The sequence below is a fragment of the Dyella soli genome (genome assembly GCF_054482295.1).
Genome location: NZ_JBTFFU010000001.1, coordinates 1,984,185 through 2,003,259 on the forward strand (window position 1 = coordinate 1,984,185; position 19,075 = coordinate 2,003,259).

The 19,075-nt window shown below is 66.4% G+C and carries 15 protein-coding genes; 10 read left to right on the forward strand and 5 right to left on the reverse strand.

The features are described 5' to 3' along the window. Positions 1–123 precede the first annotated feature (123 nt). A complete protein-coding gene (gene cysC, locus ACXU4B_RS09155; RefSeq protein ID WP_131409783.1) occupies positions 124–2,010 on the reverse strand; it encodes an adenylyl-sulfate kinase in 1,887 nt (628 codons plus the stop codon). After that, positions 2,010–2,903 carry a sulfate adenylyltransferase subunit CysD gene (gene cysD, locus ACXU4B_RS09160; RefSeq protein WP_425481390.1) on the reverse strand — a complete coding sequence of 298 codons (894 nt, stop codon included), beginning with the start codon at positions 2,901–2,903 and terminating at the stop codon, positions 2,010–2,012. Before cysD ends, cysC begins: the two co-directional genes overlap by 1 nt. Positions 2,904–3,124: 221 nt before the next feature. Here cysD and ACXU4B_RS09165 point away from each other — a divergent pair, with 221 nt between their 5' ends. Genes ACXU4B_RS09165 through ACXU4B_RS09180 form a run of 4 tightly spaced genes read left to right on the forward strand, consistent with a single transcriptional unit; the run spans position 3,125 to position 6,633 of the window. Continuing rightward, positions 3,125–4,261 (forward strand): ABC transporter permease, encoded by a 1,137-nt coding sequence (locus ACXU4B_RS09165; RefSeq protein WP_205746541.1) that lies wholly within the window; start codon positions 3,125–3,127, stop codon positions 4,259–4,261. Positions 4,262–4,278: 17 nt separating this feature from the next. Beyond that, positions 4,279–5,073 carry an ABC transporter ATP-binding protein gene (locus ACXU4B_RS09170; RefSeq protein ID WP_131410507.1) on the forward strand — a complete coding sequence of 265 codons (795 nt, stop codon included), beginning with the start codon at positions 4,279–4,281 and terminating at the stop codon, positions 5,071–5,073. A 1-nt stretch (position 5,074) separates the two neighbouring features. Further along, a complete protein-coding gene (locus ACXU4B_RS09175; protein WP_131409787.1) occupies positions 5,075–6,013 on the forward strand; it encodes an MlaD family protein in 939 nt (312 codons plus the stop codon). Then, on the forward strand, positions 6,010–6,633 hold the full coding sequence (locus ACXU4B_RS09180) for an ABC-type transport auxiliary lipoprotein family protein (RefSeq protein ID WP_131409789.1): 624 nt from the start codon (positions 6,010–6,012) through the stop codon (positions 6,631–6,633). The genes ACXU4B_RS09175 and ACXU4B_RS09180 overlap by 4 nt, the downstream gene beginning before the upstream one ends. A 45-nt stretch (positions 6,634–6,678) precedes the next feature. On the opposite strand, the gene ACXU4B_RS09185 is transcribed toward ACXU4B_RS09180, so the two are convergent. After that, on the reverse strand, positions 6,679–7,308 hold the full coding sequence (locus ACXU4B_RS09185; protein ID WP_131409791.1) for an alpha-ketoglutarate-dependent dioxygenase AlkB family protein: 630 nt from the start codon (positions 7,306–7,308) through the stop codon (positions 6,679–6,681). A gap of 32 nt (positions 7,309–7,340) precedes the next feature. Then, positions 7,341–8,738, reverse strand: coding sequence for an amidase (locus tag ACXU4B_RS09190; RefSeq protein WP_131409794.1), 1,398 nt, complete (start codon positions 8,736–8,738; stop codon positions 7,341–7,343). Positions 8,739–8,910: 172 nt separating this feature from the next. Here ACXU4B_RS09190 and ACXU4B_RS09195 point away from each other — a divergent pair, with 172 nt between their 5' ends. The 6 genes from ACXU4B_RS09195 to ACXU4B_RS09220 all read left to right on the forward strand — a co-directional run bounded on the left by ACXU4B_RS09195 (position 8,911) and on the right by ACXU4B_RS09220 (position 18,224). After that, positions 8,911–10,515, forward strand: a complete 1,605-nt coding sequence (locus tag ACXU4B_RS09195; protein WP_131409796.1) for an electron transfer flavoprotein-ubiquinone oxidoreductase — start codon at positions 8,911–8,913, stop codon at positions 10,513–10,515. Between the two features lie 147 nt (positions 10,516–10,662). After that, positions 10,663–12,612: a glycosyltransferase gene (locus ACXU4B_RS09200; protein ID WP_240734055.1), complete on the forward strand. Its 1,950-nt coding sequence runs from the start codon at positions 10,663–10,665 to the stop codon at positions 12,610–12,612. Between the two features lie 49 nt (positions 12,613–12,661). After that, positions 12,662–14,740: a glycoside hydrolase family 99-like domain-containing protein gene (locus ACXU4B_RS09205; protein WP_425481392.1), complete on the forward strand. Its 2,079-nt coding sequence runs from the start codon at positions 12,662–12,664 to the stop codon at positions 14,738–14,740. Between the two features lie 110 nt (positions 14,741–14,850). After that, positions 14,851–15,597: an electron transfer flavoprotein subunit beta/FixA family protein gene (locus tag ACXU4B_RS09210; RefSeq protein ID WP_131409799.1), complete on the forward strand. Its 747-nt coding sequence runs from the start codon at positions 14,851–14,853 to the stop codon at positions 15,595–15,597. Positions 15,598–15,619: 22 nt separating this feature from the next. After that, positions 15,620–16,564 (forward strand): electron transfer flavoprotein subunit alpha/FixB family protein, encoded by a 945-nt coding sequence (locus ACXU4B_RS09215; RefSeq protein WP_131409801.1) that lies wholly within the window; start codon positions 15,620–15,622, stop codon positions 16,562–16,564. Between the two features lie 316 nt (positions 16,565–16,880). Next, positions 16,881–18,224, forward strand: coding sequence for a phosphohexomutase domain-containing protein (locus ACXU4B_RS09220; RefSeq protein WP_131409803.1), 1,344 nt, complete (start codon positions 16,881–16,883; stop codon positions 18,222–18,224). 323 nt (positions 18,225–18,547) lie between these two features. Here ACXU4B_RS09220 and ACXU4B_RS09225 read toward each other — a convergent pair whose 3' ends face one another. After that, positions 18,548–18,976: a hypothetical protein gene (locus tag ACXU4B_RS09225; protein ID WP_131409805.1), complete on the reverse strand. Its 429-nt coding sequence runs from the start codon at positions 18,974–18,976 to the stop codon at positions 18,548–18,550. Positions 18,977–19,075: the final 99 nt, after the last annotated feature.

Genomic DNA, 19,075 nt, shown 5'->3' on the forward strand with positions numbered 1-19,075 from the left:
ATCCATCGACATGCCTTGCAACGCAACACGACGGCCACGCGGCGCGCCGTGTCGCGGACATCCCGGGTCCGCCGTCATCCCGGCGAACGTCGGGACGACGGCGTGCCGATTCCGGCCGGTCGGTCAGTGCGGCGGGCGCGGCGCCATGCCGGCAAGCAGTTGCTCGACCACCTGCTCGGCCATCTGCTCCGCTCGCCATCCGGCCGTGCGCAGGTGCAGCTCGGCCGCCTCGGGCGCCTCGTAGGGCGAGTCGATGCCGGTGAAGTTGATGATCTCGCCGGCACGCGCCTTGCGGTACAGCCCCTTGGGATCGCGTCGCTCGCATTCTTCCAGCGTGGTGTCGACGAAGACCTCGAGGAACTCGCCCGGGTCGAACAGACTGCGCGCGAACCGGCGCTCACCCTGGAACGGCGAGATCACGCAGACCAGCACGATGAGGCCGGCGTCGACCATCAGATGCGCCACCTCGGCCACGCGGCGGACGTTTTCCACGCGCGCCTCGGGGGTAAAGCCGAGGTCCTTGTTCAGCCCGTGGCGGAGGTTGTCGCCGTCCAGCATGTACGTGTGGTAGCCCAGCGCGTGCAGGCGCCGCTCGACCAGGTTGGCGATGGTGGACTTGCCCGCGCCCGACAGGCCGGTGAACCACAGGCAGTGCGCCTGCTGGCCCTTGCTCGTGCTGCGCGCCTCCTTGTCGAGGTCGGTGTGCTGCCAGTGCACGTTGGCGGCGCGGCGCAGGGCAAAGTCCAGCATGCCGCAGCCGACCGTGGCATGGGTCTGCCGGTCGATCAGGATGAAGCCGCCGAGCGTGCGGTTGTCCGCGTAGGACTCGAACGCGATGGCGTGATCCAGGTCGATGTTGCAGTAGCCCACCTCGTTGAGGTCGAGCCGGCGCGCCGCCAGCTCGGCCTGGGTGTTCACGTCGACCTTGTGCTTGATCGACGAGATGCGCGCATTGACCGTGCGCGAGCCGATCTTCAGCCAATAGGCGCGATGGGGCAGCAGCGGCTCGTCGCCCATCCACAGCACGTGCGCCGCGAACTGGTCGGCCACCGGCGCCGGGCGCGCCGCGTCGGCGACCACATCGCCGCGGCTGATGTCCACCTCGCGATCGAGGGTGAGCGTGATGGCCTGCCCGGCGTCGGCGTGGGGCAAGTCGCCATCGGCGGTCACGATGCGCTCCACGCGCGCGCGCCGCATCGCGGGCTGCACCACGATCTCGTCGCCAACGGCGATGCGCCCGCCGCTGACGGTCCCCGCATAACCGCGGAAGGAGGCGTCAGGACGGTTGACCCACTGCACCGGCATGCGGAACTCGGCCGCCTGCGTCGCCGCCGTGTCGGCCGACTCGAGCAGCTCCATCAGGCACGGCCCCTGGTACCAGGACATCCGCGCCGAGCGCCGGCCCACGTTGTCGCCGGCCGGCGCCACCACGGGCAGGCAATGCACAGAAGTGATGCCCAGCTGCGCGGCCAGTTCGCGGTACTCGTGCGTGATGGCGGCGTAGATGTCCTCGCGGCAGTCGACCAGGTCCATCTTGTTCACCGCCAGCACGACCTGGCGGATGCCCATCAGGGCGCAGATATAGGTATGCCGCCGCGTCTGCGGCAGCAGCCCCTTGCGAGCGTCCACCAGCACCACCGCCAGTTCGGCGTTCGAGGCGCCCGTGGCCATGTTGCGCGTGTACTGCTCGTGCCCCGGGCAGTCGGCCACGATGAAGCTGCGCCTAGCCGTGTGGAAGTAGCGGTAGGCCACGTCGATGGTGATGCCCTGCTGGCGCTCGGCATCGAGGCCGTCGGTCAGCAGGGAGAAATCCAGCACGTCGGGCGCATCGGCGTGCAGCTTGCGGCTGTCGCGCGCCAGCGCGGCCAGCTGGTCCTCCGGCACCATGCCGGCGTCGTAGAGCAGGCGGCCGAGCAAGGTGCTCTTGCCGTCGTCCACGCTGCCGCAGGTGATGAAACGCAGCTGGGTCGCATCCTGGGCCGCGGCGGGGCTGGTTGCCAACGTTGCCATCAGAAATAGCCCTCCTGCTTCTTGCGCTCCATGGACGCGCTGGCGTCGTGGTCGATCACGCGGCCCTGGCGCTCGGAACTGCGCGACGCGGCCATCTCGTCGATGATCTTGTCCAGCGTGTCGGCACGGGAAGCGACGGCCCCGGTCAGCGGGTAGCAGCCCAGCGTGCGGAAACGCACCTCGCGCATCGCCACCGCCTCCCCCTCGCGCAGGATGAAGCGGTCGTCATCCACCATGATCAGCGCGCCGTCGCGCTCCACCACCGGCCTGGGCCTGGCGAAATACAGCGGCACGACCGGGATGTTTTCGCGGCGGATGTAGTGCCACACGTCCATCTCGGTCCAGTTGGACAGCGGGAACACGCGCACGCTCTCGCCCTGGTGGATCTGGGTGTTGAAGGTGTGCCACAGCTCCGGCCGCTGGTGTTTCGGGTCCCAGCGATGCTGGGCGTTGCGGAACGAGAACACGCGCTCCTTGGCCCGCGATTTCTCCTCGTCCCGGCGCGCGCCGCCGATGGCGGCGTCGAAACCGTACTTGTCGAGCGCCTGCTTGAGGGCGGCGGTCTTCATCACGTCGGTATGCACGGCCGAGCCATGGGTCAATGGCGAAATACCCTGGCGCACGCCGTCTTCATTGACATGCACCAGCACCTCGACGTCGCCGGCAGCCGCCACCTGGTCGCGAAAGGCGATCATTTCGCGGAACTTCCACGTCGTGTCGACGTGCAGCAGCGGCATCGGCGGGCGCGCCGGATAGAACGCCTTGCGCAGCAGGTGCAGCAGGACGGACGAATCCTTGCCGATCGAATAGAGCATCACCGGGCGCCCGAAGGCGGCCGCCGTCTCGCGGAAGATGTGGATGCTCTCGGCCTCGAGCGCGTCCAGCTGGGACATGGGTGACATACGTTGTTTCACTGGCCTTTGGCTTGGTTGCCCCGGGGCACGGGTGTCATCCGGGAGAAATCTAGCGGAAATCGCGCGGGCGGACATGGCGGCGCGCAACGAAACACGGATCAACGCGCCTGGCGCGCCCACGCCGACCGCGGCAGGCAGGCCGTCACCTGACGTGCGCAGCACTCCGCTAAGATCCGAAAATGGCTCCAGCGAGCACATCGATGGCGACCGGAAGCGCACAACTCGATGCCACGGCGAAGCCGCCATGCCTGCGCGTGGCGGGGGACTGGACCTTGGTCCACTACGCCCGGCTCGAGCAGGCCATCGCCGCGATCAGCCTGCCACTGGCCAGCGATACCACCGTCGACCTGAGCCAGCTCGGGACCCTGGATACGGCGGGCGCCTCCTTGCTGGTGAACCTGCTGGGCGCGGGGCGCCTGGCCGATCTGGCACGCGAGGCCCCGGGCCTGGCCGCCGCGCGGCGTGCCCTGCTGCAGACCGTCGGCACCGCGCTGGACGACTATCGCGTGCCGGCGAAAAAAGTGCGCCGAGGCAACGCCGTCATCGAGGTGCTGGCGCGCATCGGCCGCACCATGGAAGCGGTCGGGCACCAGCAACGCCGGCTGCTCGGTTTCGTCGGCCTCACCCTGGAGACGCTGGCCCGCACGATCGGGCGGCCGCGTCGCTGGCGCGGCACCGCGCTGCTGGCGCACCTGGAGCAGACCGGCATGGACGCCGTGCCCATCGTCGTGCTGCTCACCTTCATGGTCGGCGCCGTGGTGGCCTTTCTCGGCTCGACCGTGCTGGCGGACTTCGGCGCCACCATCTACACCGTGGACCTGGTGGGCTTTTCGTTCCTGCGCGAGTTCGGCGTGCTGCTCACCGCGATCCTCATGGCCGGGCGCACCGCCAGCGCATTCACCGCCCAGATCGGCTCGATGAAGGCCAACGAGGAGATCGACGCGATCCGCGCGCTCGGCCTGGATCCGATGGAATTGCTGGTGTTGCCGCGCGTGCTGGCGCTGCTGGCCGCGTTGCCCATGCTGAGCTTCCTGGCGATGATCGCCGGCCTCGTGGGTGGCGGACTGGTCTGCGCGCTGGTGCTGGATATTCCACCGGTGATGTTCATCAGCCTGCTCAAATCGGACATCGGCGTACGGCACTTCCTGGTCGGCATCGCGAAGGCGCCCGTATTCGCCTTCCTGATTGCGGTGATCGGCTGCCTCGAGGGCTTCAAGGTCACCGGCAGCGCCGAGTCGGTGGGCGCACACACTACCTCGAGCGTGGTGCAGTCGATCTTCGTGGTGATCCTGATCGATGCCGTCGCCGCGCTGTTCTACATGGAGATGGGCTGGTGAACGCGCTGGCCGAATCCATGCCGGCGGCACCGGTGATCCAGGTGCGCGACCTGGTCAACCGCTTCGGCAACCAGGCCGTGCACGAGCACCTGGACCTGGATGTGCGCCGGGGCGAGATACTCGGCGTCGTCGGCGGATCGGGCACCGGCAAGTCGGTGTTGTTGCGCAGCATCGTGGGGCTGCGCCGCCCCACCTCCGGGCGCGTGCACGTCTTCGGCCAGGACCTGCTGAGCCTGTCGCCCGAGCAGCGCTCGCTGGTGGAGCGGCGCTTCGGCGTGCTGTTCCAGAACGGCGCGCTGTTCTCGTCGCTCGACATTGTCGAGAACGTGGCCATGCCGCTGATCGAACACGCCGGCCTGTCACGCACCGAGGCGCAACAACTGGCCGGCGTGAAGCTGGCCCTCGCCGGCCTGCCCGCCAGCGCGGAAACCAAGTCGCCGGCCGAGCTTTCCGGCGGCATGGTCAAGCGCGCGGCGCTGGCCCGCGCGCTGGCGCTGGACCCGGAAATCCTTTTCCTCGACGAACCCACCGCGGGCCTCGACCCGATCAGTGCGTCGGCCTTCGACCAGCTGATCCTCACCTTGCGCGATGCGCTGGGCCTCACCGTGTTCCTGGTCACCCACGACCTGGACACGCTCTACACCATCTGCGACCGGGTGGCCGTGCTGTCGCAGAAGAAGGTGCTGGTGGCCGGCCCCCTCGACGTGGTGGCGCAGAACCCCGACCCGTGGGTGCAGTCGTACTTTCATGGCCCGCGCGGGCGCGCTGCCGAAGAAGCGCATGACGCCGGACCTTCACCCGAGGTGACGTGACATGGAAACCCGAGCCCATCATGTGCTGATCGGCCTGTTCACCGTGGTCGTGGTGGCCGCGGCGCTGCTGTTTGCGCTTTGGCTGACCAAGTCCAGTTCCGACCGGCAGTTTTCCTACTATGAAGTGGTCTTCAACGAAGCCGTCAGCGGCCTCTCCGTGGGCAGTGCGGTGCAATACAACGGCATCAAGGTCGGCGATGTCACCCAGCTCAAGCTTGACGCCACGGACCCGCGCAAGGTACTTGCGCGCATCCGCCTGGGTGGCGACACGCCGGTGCGGGAGGACACCCACGCCAGGCTCGCCTTGACCGGGGTGACCGGCCTGGCGGTGATCCAGCTGAGCGGCGGCTCGCCGCAAAGCCCGCCGCTGCAGTCCAAGGACGGCAACCCGCCGGTGATCATCGCCGACCGCTCCCCGCTCAGCCGCATCCTGGCCAACGGCGAAGACCTCGTGGTCAATATCAACGAGGTCGTCGCCCGTGCGAGCGAACTGTTGTCCAGGGACAATCTGGATCACATCAGCCGCACACTCGACCACCTGGACCAGGCCACCGGCGCCGTTGCCGACCAGCGCGAGGACATCCGCCAACTGCTGCAACAACTGGCCCAGGCGAGCAGGCAGGCGAACGAGACGCTGGCGCAAACCGACCAGCTGGTGCGCCATGCGAACGGCCTGGTCGACAACCAGGGGCGCGCCACGCTGGACAGCGCCAGGAACGCCATGGCCTCGCTGGAGCGCGCGACGGCCCATATCGACCAGCTGCTCAGCGACAACCATGCCGCACTGAATGGCAGCATGCAGGGACTGGGCGAGGTAGGCCCGGCCGTGCGCGAGCTGCGCGACGCTGCCGGTTCGTTGCGCGGCATCACGCGTCGGCTGGAAGAGAATCCGTCCGGCTACCTGCTGGGCCGTGACCGCAACAAGGAGTTCGTGCCATGAGGTTGTTCGCCCTCTTCGCCTGCACGGCGTTCACCATGCTGCTGGTCGCCTGCTCGGTGTTCCCCAAGGCGGAGTCGCCGGATGTCTACCGCCTGCCGGCCACACCCCTCCCCCGTCACGCAGGGAATGGCGTGACGTGGTCGCTGCGCGTGGACACGCCGCAAGCCGAGCGCATGATCGACAGCACACGCATCGCCGTGCTGCCGCAGGGCAATGTCGTGAGCGCCTACAAGGGTGCGCGATGGAGCGATAGCGCGACCATGCTGTTGCGCAATCGGGTGGTCGATGCCTTTCGCGATGACGGCCGCATCGGCGCGCTCAGCACGGATGACAACAGCCTGCAGGCAGACTATGTGCTGACCGGCGACCTGCGCGCCTTCCAGTCGGTCTACCAGGGTGGCCAGCCGGTGGTGACGATCGAGTTCGATGCCAGGCTGGTGCGCACGGACGGCTTGCGCATCGTCGCCGCGCATCGCTTCGATGTCACCCAGGTCGCGGCAGGCACCGCCGTGCCACAGGTCGTGGCGGCGTTCGGACAGGCCAGCGATGCACTGTCGACGCAACTGGTGGCGTGGACCATGCAACAGTCGCTGGAGCCGCGCGGCGGGCGCTCACCCTGACGTCCGCCGCATCGTCGGCAGGCGTGGCGGAACGAACGTGGGTGTTCAGCGCCTGCCCGACATGACAAGGCGGAACGTCAGGTTGAGGCGCGCACCGGTCGCGGCACTCGTGCGGGGCAGATCGTGCACATAGTGCTGCTGCGTGTCGCCCGCCATTCGCAGCAGGCTGCCGTGGCCCAACTCGATCACGCGCACTTCGCGCCGGCCATCCGCGTGGCGCGGCTTGAGGCGAAAGCGCCGCACGGCGCCCAGGCTCAGTGAGGCAATCACGGGTCGCTCGCCCAGCTCCGGCTCGTTGTCGCTGTGCCAGCCCATCGAGTCGTTGCCGTCGCGATAGAGGTTGGCCAGCACGCTGTTGAAACGGGCCCCACTGGCCGCCGCGACCCGATCACGCAGTGCCGCGAGCGCCGGCGTCCATGGATGCGGTTCGAAGCGCGTGCGTGAATAGACGTACGTGGCGTCCGCGTCGCCGATCCAGCAGCTCAGCCGGGGCGAATCCACCTCGCGCCCGTAGATGCGGATGCGGTGGGTTTCCCAGGGAATGCCTGCCTGCAATTCCGCCAGCAGCGCATCGGCGTCGGCCGCGGACAGCCACCGCGGCCATAGCGACAGCTCCCCGCCTGGCAACGGCAAGGGCTGCCAGGTGTCGGTCGTCGGAAGGTCAAACAGGCTCACGCCACCACTCCACCATCGAACCCGGCGACGGATCAGCCAATGGCCGGAAACGAGGGCTCGACGTCCAGCGTCGCGGCGCACACAGAGGCGAGCTCCAGCAGACGCAGGTCCGACCCGCGCGCGCCCACCAGTTGCAAGCCCACCGGCATGCCATTGGGCAGGTAACCCATGGGGATACTCACCGCGGGGCACCCGGCGAGGCTGGCGAAGCTGGTCAGGTCTGCCTGCGAATCGGGTACCGGGCCATCCAGCGGAAACGCGCCTTGCGGCGTGGTGGGCAGGACCAGCACGTCGATCTGGGCGAACAGTCGCCGCATTTTCAGGGTGGCGGCATCCAGCACGCGATCGGCCGTGGCGTAATCGGCGGCGCTCTTGCCGGCCGCATAGCCGAGCAGCCGCCGGAAGTGTTCCGACACGCGGCGCTCGGGGTTGGCCAGGTCGTCGGCGAAGGTGCCCAGCATTTCCGCTTCCATCAGCAACAGGCCGGCGCGGCGCGTGCGCGAGAAATCCCAATCGGAAAAATCGACCGTGCGGCGCTCGCCCAGTTCGCGCGGCCATTTCGCCAGCGCGGCCTCGAACAGGGCGATCACGTCCGGCTGCACGCCCAGGGCATCGAGGTTGGGCAGGAAGCCGGCCCGCAGGCGGCCCGGCTCCCAGTCCGGCGGCGACAACGCCACGCGCCGGCGGCGCGAGCGTGCGTCGTCGGCGTCATAGCCGGCCAGCACCTGCAGCAGGACGGTGAGATCGTCCGCACTGCGGGCCAGCAGGCCGACGGTGTCCAGCCGGCGCGCGGCGGGCACCATGCCGCGGGCCGAGATTTCGCCATGCGTGGGCTTGAGCGCATACACGCCGCAATAACTCGCCGGGATGCGGATCGAACCCAGGCTGTCCGACCCCACCGCCGCCACCGCCAGACCCGCCGCCACGGCCGCCGCCGCGCCGCCCGACGAGCCGCCCGCGGTAAAACCGTGGCGGTGGGGGTTGTGGGTGGGCCCGTAATGCGGATTGTCGGTCACCGCGCCCAGCGCGCCCTCGTCCATGTTGGTCTTGCCGACCAGCACCGCCCCGGAGGCGCGCAGTCGGGCCACCGCATGCGCATCCTCGCCGGCCGGTGGCCGACGCCCGGCCAGGCCAGCGCCCGTGGGCCAGCCGGCGGTGTCGAAATTGTCCTTGAGCGCCACCGGCAGGCCGTCCAGCCGGCCAATCACCCCGTCGCGGCGGCGATGCTGGGCCGCCAGCGCCTGCTCCTGCAGCATCGCCGGACTCAGGCTGACATACGCATTGATCTGCGGGTTGATGCGCTCGATCGCCTCCTGGTAAACCTCGGCCAGCCTCTGCGGCTGGACCCGCTCCACCGCCAGCCAGTGGAGCAGCTGACACATCGTGGCCCGACGGAGGTCGAGGTCGCTGATCGGGGGCTGTTGATTCATGGTCTCGTCCCTGGGGCTTTCTGCTTGGAATTATCGCCACCGGTGATGAAGGGTTTGCAAGGATCCATCGCGCATCCGTTGCCCACCACGTCCCGAACCCGGACAATGCCAGTTTGCCCGTTCCATACGTGAAGGAACGGTACCGAGACGTCACTGCCAGATGGGGCCCGCCATGAGCGACCGCGAAACAATGGAATACGACGTCGTCGTCGTGGGTGCCGGCCCGTCCGGGCTGTCCTTCGCCATTCGACTAAAGCAGCTCAAGCCCGACCTGACCGTCTGCGTCATCGAGAAAGCCTCGACCATCGGCGCGCAGATCCTTTCCGGCGCGGTGATCGAACCGCAGCCGCTGGACGCGCTGCTGCCGGGCTGGCGCGACAACCCGCCGCCGATCTGCGTGCCCGCCGGCGAAGACGAGTTCCTGCTGCTCAGCAAGACCGGCTCGCGCCGGTTGCCGGTGCCGCCGGGCATGAACAACCACGGCAACTTCATCGTGTCGCTGGGCGCCATGTGCGCGTGGCTGGCGCCGCAGGCCGAAGCACTGGGCGTGGACGTGTTCCCGGGCTTCGCGGCCGCCGACACCGTGTTCAATGACGACGGCTCGGTCGCTGGCGTGCGCATCGGCGACATGGGCGTGGCCAAGGACGGCTCGCACAAGCCGGGCTACACCCAGGGCATCGACATCAAGGCCAGGGTCACCGTGCTGGCCGAAGGCGCGCGCGGCAGCCTCACCAAGCAGCTGATCAAGCGTTTCGCGCTGGACAAGGACAGCGACCCGCAGGGCTATTCCATCGGCATCAAGGAACTGTGGCAGCTGCCGCCGGGCCGCGTGACGCCAGGCAAGATCGTGCACAGCTTCGGCTGGCCGGCCGACAACCATACCTATGGCGGCAGCTTCCTGTATCACCTGGACAAGGATCGCATCTCGCTCGGCTACGTCAGCGGCCTGGACTACTCCGACCCGAACTACCAGCCGTGGGAAGCCTTCCAGCAGTGGAAGAACCACCCGTCGGTGAAGGCACTGCTCGAAGGCGGCAGCATCCTGTCGGCCGGCGCGCGCGCCATCGTCACCGGCGGCTACCAGTCGCTGCCCAGGCTGGAGATGCCGGGCGCCCTGTTGATCGGCGACACCGCCGGCCTGCTCAACGTGCCCAAGATCAAGGGCACGCACCAGGCCATCAAGAGCGGCATGCTCGCCGCTGAACACCTGGCCGCGAACGACCTCAACCCGGCCGGTTTCGATGCCAGGTTGCGCGGCTCGGACGTGATGGCCGAACTGAAGAAGGTGCGCAACATCAAGCCTGCCTTCAAGAAGGGCCTGTGGTTCGGCATGTTGAACGCCGCCTGGGAAACCGTCGTCGCCGGCGCCTCGCCGTGGACGCTGAAGAACAAGGCCGACTGGTCGTCGCTGCACAAGCTCGGCCAGCAGGAAGAACCCAAGCGGGACTACGTGCAGCCGCGCGAACTGCCGCCGCGCGACCGCCTGGCCGCCGTGTACTTCGCCGCCACCGAGCACGACGAGGACCAGCCCGTCCACCTGCACGTGGCCGACACTTCGGTGTGCGTCACCAAGTGCGCGGTGGAATACGGCAATCCATGCACGCGCTTCTGCCCCGCCGGCGTTTACGAGATCGTCGACGACGAAGCCGGCAAGCGCCTGCAGGTAAATGCCGCCAACTGCGTGCACTGCAAGACCTGCGACATCAAGGACCCCTACGAGATCATCACCTGGGTAACGCCAGAGGGTGGGTCGGGGCCGAATTACCAGAACTTGTGATGTGAGGGCACGGCGCTGTCCACCCGACTGACATGGCGTCTCAAACGCCTGCATTACACGCTGCAGCGCTTTCGCGGAAGCATAGCTCTGCGCGGATGGCGCGGGACGTTGGCTCGTGCGCGCCAGGAATTTGAGCGCAGACCCGCCGTGGACGACTCGTTGCAGGTCGCACCGCTGGTGATGCCGTTCGAGCCTTTCGTGCTGCCCACGTCCGAAAGTCCGCTTGTCTCGGTGATCATTCCGATCCACGGCAAGCTGGCATACACGCTGGCCTGCCTGAGTTCGATCCAACGTCATCCGCCGCGCGCCCCATTCGAAGTCATCGTGGTCGACGATGCCTCACCTGACGACAGCGCCGAAACCCTGGCCCGCGTGGGCGGTGTGCGCCTGCTTCACAACGAAACCAATCTGGGCTTCGTCGGGAGTTGCAACGCCGGGGCCGCGATTGCCCGCGGCGAATACCTGCTATTCCTCAATAACGATACGCAGGTCATGTCGAACTGGCTGGATGGCCTGCTGGACTGTTTTGTAGAGAAGACAGATTGCGGCATTGCCGGTAGCAGGCTGGTGTACCCGGACGGCAGGCTGCAGGAGGCGGGCGGCTTGATCTTTGCCGACGGCAGCGGATGGACCGTGGGGCGATTCGAGCAACGGGATGCACCTTCATGGCGCTATCGGCGAGAGGTCGATTACGTCAGCGGCGCCTCGCTGATGATCCGCCGCGACGTCTTCGAGCGCGTGCGTGGCTTCGACATCCGCTACACGCCGGCCTACTACGAAGACGCCGATCTCGCCTTCGCCATTCGTCACATGGGACTTCGCGTCTACTTCGAACCGGCAAGCACGGTGGTTCATTTCGAAGGTATCTCCGCCGGCACCGATCTGCAGGCGGGCATGAAGCGCCATCAGGTGCCCAACCAGGCCAAATTCCTGGAAAAATGGGCGACGGTGCTGCGCAACCAGCCACCGGCCGGCACCCCCTTGCCACGCGCGCTACGGTGGCGCCGCAAGGGGCGCATCCTGGTCGTCGACAGCATGACACCCGATCCCACGCGCGATTCGGGATCGTTGCGACTGTGCGCCATCCTGAAGCTGCTGGATGCCCAGGGCTGGGATGTGTGCTTCCTGCCGGACGATGGTCGCGCCACCGATAATGAAATCCGCTCACTGGGCGCCCTGGGCACCGAAGTGCTGAGCCGCCCCTGGGTATCCGAGCTGCCCCACTGGCTGATTGAGCACGGACGTGACTTGCACGCCGTCATTTTGTGCCGCCACACCGTCGCCGGCCAGTACGCCTCCTTGGTACGCAAGCACGCACCCAAGTCGCGACTGCTGTTCGACACGGTCGACCTGCATTTCCTGCGTGAGCAGCGTGCAGCCGAGCTCAGTGGCAGTGCCACCATGGCCCATCAGGCCAAGTCGTCACGCAAAAGCGAGGTGGCCCTGATCGAACAATGCGACGTGACGTTCGTAGTAAGCCCACACGAACAAGCACTGCTTGCGGCAGAGCTACCCCATGCCAGGGTTGAAGTTCTCTCGAACATTCACGAGGTTCATGGCTGCCACAGGCCTTTTGCGGAACGCCGTGACCTGGTCTTCATCGGTGGCTTCGGTCACCCACCCAACGCGGATGCCATCCGCTGGATCGCCACGGACATCCTGCCCGCACTGCGCGCCCGCCTGCCCGATATCCGCATCCACGTACTCGGCGACATCCCCGACTCGGCACGCAGTGAACTGGCCACGCCAGGCCTGGCATTGCACGGCCGGGTACCGGACCTCGCACCGTGGCTGGAAGGCGCCCTTGCTTCACTGGCCCCGCTTCGATTTGGGGCGGGAGTCAAGGGCAAGATCAACATGGCAATGAGCTACGGAGTGCCGGTCATTGCGACCCCCTTGGCCGTGGAAGGCATGCAACTGCGTGATGGCCAAGACGTACTGGTCGCGCAGGACGCACCGGCGTTCGTGGAGTCGGTGGTGCGCCTGAGTAGTAGCGAATCCCTGTGGAACGAACTGTCGATGCAGGGCCTTGAGAATGTGCGGAACCACTTCTCAGCCGCTGCCGCCGATGCCACCTTGCACCGAGCACTGGATTGACCCCCGTGCTCCTAGGCCGGACCATCACGCATCACCCAGGCTGATGTCCATGTCGCTACCCAACATTATCAAACACCCCCTTTTCCATCTGCTGCGTGCTGGCTTTCGGCTCACACCGATGCCCGCAGCGACGCGTGACCGTCTGCGGCAGCGATTTCTGGAACGCCATGCCGATTTCGTTCCGCAGGGCCCACGCGGCCAGTCGCCGGACAGCCGGCATCAGGCACATCGACCATTGCGGCACTCGGCCGGACGTGCCTTGGGCTATGCACCCTATCGTGCTGGCACGCTCCCCGACGCGTTGCCTGCCACGCTGATTGCGTTTTATCTCCCGCAGTTCCACGCCATTCCCGAGAATGACGTCTGGTGGGGCACGGGTTTCACCGAATGGAACAGCGTGACGCGCGCATTGCCCCAGTTCGAGGGTCACCTGCAGCCGCGCCTGCCCGGCGCGCTTGGTTTCTACGACTTGCGCCAGCCCGAGGTCATGCGGCGGCAAATGCAGTTGGCGCGCGAATACGGCATTGGTGCCTTCTGCAGCTATTTCTACTGGTTCGCCGGCAAGACGCTGCTCGAGGACCCGCTACGGCAGTGGCTGCAGGATCCGACGCTCGACCTGCCGCTCTGCCTGTGCTGGGCCAACGAAAACTGGTCGCGCCGGTGGGATGGGCGTGCCGACGACATCTTGATCGGCCAGCAACACAGCGTCGAGGATGACCTTGCGTTTATCGCGCATGTGTCGCGCTATCTCACCGACCCTCGATATCTGAGGGTGGAAGGCAAGCCGATGCTGCTTGTTTACCGCCCCGGCTTGCTTCCCGACCCAATGGGAACCGCGCAACGCTGGCGTGAATGGTGCCACGCTAACGGCATAGGCGAGATCCATCTCGCCTATGTACAGAGCTTCGATCGCGTCGACCCGCGCAGCATCGGTTTTGACGCGGCTGTGGAGTTTCCACCTAACAATACGACGCTCAAGGCCATCACTGGTCAACTGACGCTGATCAATCCCGGCTTCCACGGTGACGTCCACGACTGGCGTGAACTGGCAACCGCGGCCATGAGCACGCCAGATCCGGCCTACCTGCTCTATCCCGGAGTGAACCCCGGCTGGGACAACGAGCCGCGCCGCAGTGGACGCGGCCGCGTCTATGCTCATGCTTCGCCACGCGGTTATCGCGACTGGTTGCGCCATGCCATCCACACGGCCAGGCGACGAGCGCCTGCATCGCCAATGGTGTTCATCAACGCCTGGAACGAATGGGCCGAAGGGGCCGTACTCGAGCCTGACGCCCGGCTCGGCCATGCGTGGCTGGAAGCGACGCGCCAGGCTCTTTCCGAGGCTGCCGCGCCATCACGTGCCCCGGACCCCCGTCCCTGCGCGGTGATCCATGCCTGGTATGTCGATGTGCTTGACGAGATTGTCGGCGCACTTCGCGCCACTGGCATCGACTGGCGCGTGGTGATCACCACGGCCTACGAACGTGAGCAAGAGGTCCGAGAGCGCGTGGCCCGCCTCGGACTGGATGCGGAAATCGAAGCAAGCGAAAATCGCGGTCGCGATATCCTGCCTTTCCTGATCGTTTGCGACCGTCTTCTCGACGAGGGCGCCGAGGTGGTGCTGAAGCTGCATACCAAGCGCACCACACACCGTCAGGATGGCGATCGCTGGCGCCAGGAACTGATCGAGAAACTGCTCTCTCCCGAACGTGCGGCGCGCATCGCCTCGGCCTTCCGTAGCGACCCCGGCCTGGGCATCGTCGCCGCCGAGGGTCATGTCCAGCCCTTGGGTCCCTACTGGGGCGCAAACGAGGCCAACGTACGATACCTGTGCACTGCACTGGGCCTCGGCGCCCCATCCCCGGAAACCGACGATTTTGTCGCTGGCAGCATGTTCTGGGCGCGCCTGGCATCGCTGCGACCGCTGCTCGACGCCCATCTGGGGCTCGGGGAATTCGAAGACGAAACGGGCCAGGTCGACGGCACCATGGCGCACGCCGTGGAACGGGTCATCGCGCTCACGGTGCAGCGCTGCGGCGGCCGGCTTGCCGAGGCCGGACCGCTGTGTGGCCTCGCCCGCGACGCCCGCGCCCCCGGTACCTATCCCTATGCGCGCCGCAGCGGCTGATTTGAAGCCCGGCCGGAACATTCGTGCCCGGATGGGCCATCGGCTAGAATACGGCCTTTGCATCACCATTTTCTAAGCGCCCATGGGGCGTACGGTAGAAGGAACAGCAGATGAAGATCCTGGTCGGCTACAAGCGCGTCGTGGACTACAACGTGCGCATTCAGGTCAAGCCCGATGGCACGGGCGTGGTCACCGATGGCGTGAAACTCTCCGCCAACCCGTTTGACGACATCGCGCTGGAAGAAGCGCTGCGCCTGCGCGAAAAGGGTGTCGCCGAAGAGGTCGTGGTCGTGGGCATTGGTCCGGCCGACCTCACCGCGCACCTGCGCAACGGCCTGGCCATGGGCGCCAACCGCGCCATCCACGTCGTGACCGGCGATGCCGTGCAGCCGCTGACCGCCGCGCGCATCTTCCAGAAGCTGATCGAGAAAGAACAGCCGGGCCTGGTCATCCTCGGCAAGCAGGCCATCGACGACGACGCCAATCAGACCGGCCAGATGCTGGCCGCGTTGTGGGACCGCCCGCAGGCCACCTTCGCCAGCAAGGTCGAGATCGCCGACGGCAAGATCACGGTGACGCGCGAAGTCGACGCCGGCCTCGAAGTGATCGAAGCGGAACTGCCCGCGGTGATCACCACCGACCTGCGCCTCAACGAGCCGCGCTTCATCAAGCTGCCGGACATCATGAAGGCCAAGTCCAAGCCGATCGACAGCATCGAGTTCGCCTCGCTCGGCGTGGAAGCCAACGACCACCTCAAGACCACGCACTACGCCGCGCCGGCCAAGCGCAGCAAGGGCGTGATGGTCAAGGATGCGGCCGAACTGGTCGCGGCGCTGAAGCAGAAGGGCCTGCTTTAAGCAGCCTGAAGGAGACAACGACATGTCCAAGATCCTCGTCATCGCCGAACATCTGAACGGCAAGCTCAACCCCTCCACCGCGCGCGCCGTGAGCGCCGCCGCGGCCATCAAGCCCGAAGCCATCGACGTGCTGGTGCTGGCCGATAACGTCGACGCCCTCGCCGCCGAAGCGGCGAAGATCGACGGCGTCAGCCGCGTGCTCACCGTCGCTCGCGCCGAGAACGCGCACCCGCTGGCCGCCGTGCTGGCTCCGCAGATCGCAAAGGCCGCCGCCGGTTACAGCCACGTGTTCGCCCCGTCGACGACGTTCGGCAAGGACGTGCTGCCGCGCGTGGCCGCCCTGCTCGGCGTGGCCCAGGTCAGCGACGTGATGAGCGTGGAAGGCGCGCACACCTTCAAGCGCCCGATCTACGCCGGCAACGCCATCATCACGGTCGAGGCCGATGCGGGCAGCACCGTTGTCGCCACCATCCGTACTGCTTCGTGGGCCGCTGCCGCCAGTGGCGCGAACAGCGCACCGGTCGAGGCACTCAAGCTCGACGTCGCCCTGCCCTCGCACACCCGCTTCGTCGAGCTACAGTCGGGCAAGAGCGATCGCCCGGACCTGCAGAGCGCCAGCAAGGTGGTCTCCGGCGGTCGCGGCGTGGGCTCAAAGGAAAACTTCGAGGTCATCTACAAGTTCGCCGACAAGATCGGTGCCGCCGTGGGTGCCTCGCGCGCAGCAGTCGACGCCGGCTATGTGCCGAGCGACCTGCAGGTGGGCCAGACCGGCAAGATCATCGCGCCGGAGCTGTACATGGCCATCGGCATCTCCGGTGCCATCCAGCACCTGACCGGCATCAAGGACGCCGGCACGATCGTCGCCATCAACAAGGACGGCGAAGCGCCGATCTTCGAGATCGCCGACATCGGCCTGGTGGGTGACCTGTTCAAGCTGCTCCCTGAGCTGGAAGCCGCGATCGGCTGACCGCTTCAGCGCCCCGGCAACGGCCTCGCCGTCCGGGGCCGCTGCCGGTCCCGGCACATCCTGCGTTCCAGGCGCGCGCGCCGGCCTGCCTACGCTCCCGACAAGCCTGGCTAGCGGAGCCAGGCCATCAGACGTCGGTCTGGAGGCACGGCTGCCCGGAAGGGTAAACTGACCGCTGCTGCTCCGTGCCACCCTCCGTCGCCCCAGGCCGAAGACACCGGTGCGTGCACCCGGGCCCGATCGGCTCGCCCCCCGACGGCTCGCCGCCGGCACTTCGAGCTCTCTCCCCCATCTTTGAAATAAGGACGTCGTTGACATGGACCTGCGCTGCTTCAAAGCCTATGACATCCGCGGCCGGGTTCCGGATCAACTCGACGATGAGCTGGCCCGACGCATCGGGTTCGCCCTGGCGCAACAGCTCGATGCCGGCCCGGTGGTACTCGGGCGCGATGTGCGCCTGAGCAGCCCCTCGCTGCAGACGGCGCTGGCGGACGGCCTACGACGCGGCGGACGCGACGTCATCGACATCGGCGTGGGTGGAACGGAAGAGGTCTATTTCCAGACCGCACACCTGGGAGCGGCCGGTGGCGTCATGGTGACCGCCAGCCACAATCCGATGGATTACAACGGCATGAAGCTGGTACGCGAAGGCTCCCGCCCGATCAGCGGCGATTCCGGCCTGTTCGCCATTCGCGATGCCTGCGAGCACCCCCTGCCCGACCGCCCGGTCTCGGGCCAGCAACGCACGCATCACGATCGTTCCGCCTTCGTCGAGCATTTGCTCGGCTACCTCGAACGGGAAACACTGAAGCCGCTCAAGATCGTGGTGAATGCCGGCAATGGTGGCGCCGGCCTCGTCGTCGATGCGCTTGCCCCGCACCTGCCGTTCGAATTCATCCGCGTGCACCACACGCCCGACGGCAACTTCCCGAATGGCATTCCCAATCCGCTGTTGCCCGAATGTCGTGCCGACACCGCCAAGGCGGTCGTGGAAAGCGGCGCAGACTTCGGCGTGGCCTGGGACGGTGACTTCGATCGCTGCTTCTTCTTCGATGCCACGGGTCGCTTCATCGAGGGCTACTACCTGGTGGGCCTGCTCGCCGCCTCGATGCTGCGCAAGCACCCGGGCGCGAAGATCATTCACGACCCCCGCCTCACCTGGAACACCATCGAGATGGTGCGCGCCGCAGGCGGCATTCCGGTTATGAGCAAGACCGGCCACGCCTTCATCAAGGAACGCATGCGCGCCGAGAACGCCATCTACGGCGGCGAAATGAGTGCGCATCATTATTTCCGCGATTTCGCCTACTGCGACTCCGGCATGATTCCGTGGCTGTTGATCGCCAACCTTGTCTCGTCGACGGGCAAGTCTTTGGCAGAGCTGGTCGAGGACCGAATGTCGACTTTTCCCTGCAGTGGCGAGATCAACTTTAAAGTTTCCGATGCAAAAGAAGCCATTGCGAAAGTCCTGAGTTTTTACGCCAGCGGCCAGCCGGCCCTGGACTACACTGACGGTGTAAGCGCTGATTTTGGTAACTGGCGTTTCAATCTGCGTAGCTCAAACACCGAGCCACTACTAAGGCTAAATGTGGAAAGTCGCAACGATGCCGCATTGATGGAGCGGCGCACGCGAGAGATCGGCAGTTTACTGGCGTCGTGAAGCATCCAGTTCGATCGAGTTCCACAAAACCCTTTTGGGAATGGACGTTTATGCTCCACTGGCATAGCGTCGTTCTATCAGACACATCACGCGCGGGAAGCGATCACGGTTACTTCCCTCGCGAGCAAGCGCCAAATTCCCCTCATCACTCACATCGGTGATGGATTCCGCCACGCGCCGATTCCACAGAGCCAGATCAGGCTGAACGCCGTCAACATCGAGGCGACCCATCCGCACACTTTGGACAACGCCACTAATGGCCGTTTGCGAAGCCCGCCGAAGGACTTGATTCACCCGAAGCCCGGTTCGTTGCGCTTGCGTGTCTACAGGCAGATCTCGTAGCCATTGCTTCGAACGATTCGTCCGTCAATGGAGCTGTGCCGCCCCTTGGTGTTGCGGGCAATCTGAGCTTGGATGCCGCGCCGTTTCAGTGCTTCGTCGAAGTCCCGCTGGTCGCTACCTTTGTCTGCACCCATCGCGGCGCAAGCCTTCACTCCAGCCCGAGTCGGCAAATCGAGCGTCCCTTCGCGCTCGCTGGTGCTGCTGGCGTGGCCCAAGTCGACGGCCACTATCAGGTCGATACGGCTCTCCAGCAGGGCATTGGCCAGGTAACTTGCCTTCGCTTCGTTGCCTCTGCCTATTCGGATCAGCCGCGGGCCCGGGCCGGTAGATGACGCGTGCATCACATTGCGGCACGTTTGGCCCTGAAAGCCATCTCCGTCGTCGCCTCCGTCTTCCGGCCCATAACTCATGTGCGAGGCCCATGCCTCAGCTGCGTGCCATCCATGGAAAACTGCTCCTCACTCTACAGCTCCCGCAACCACCAACCGAGTGAGCCCCCACAGGCGCAT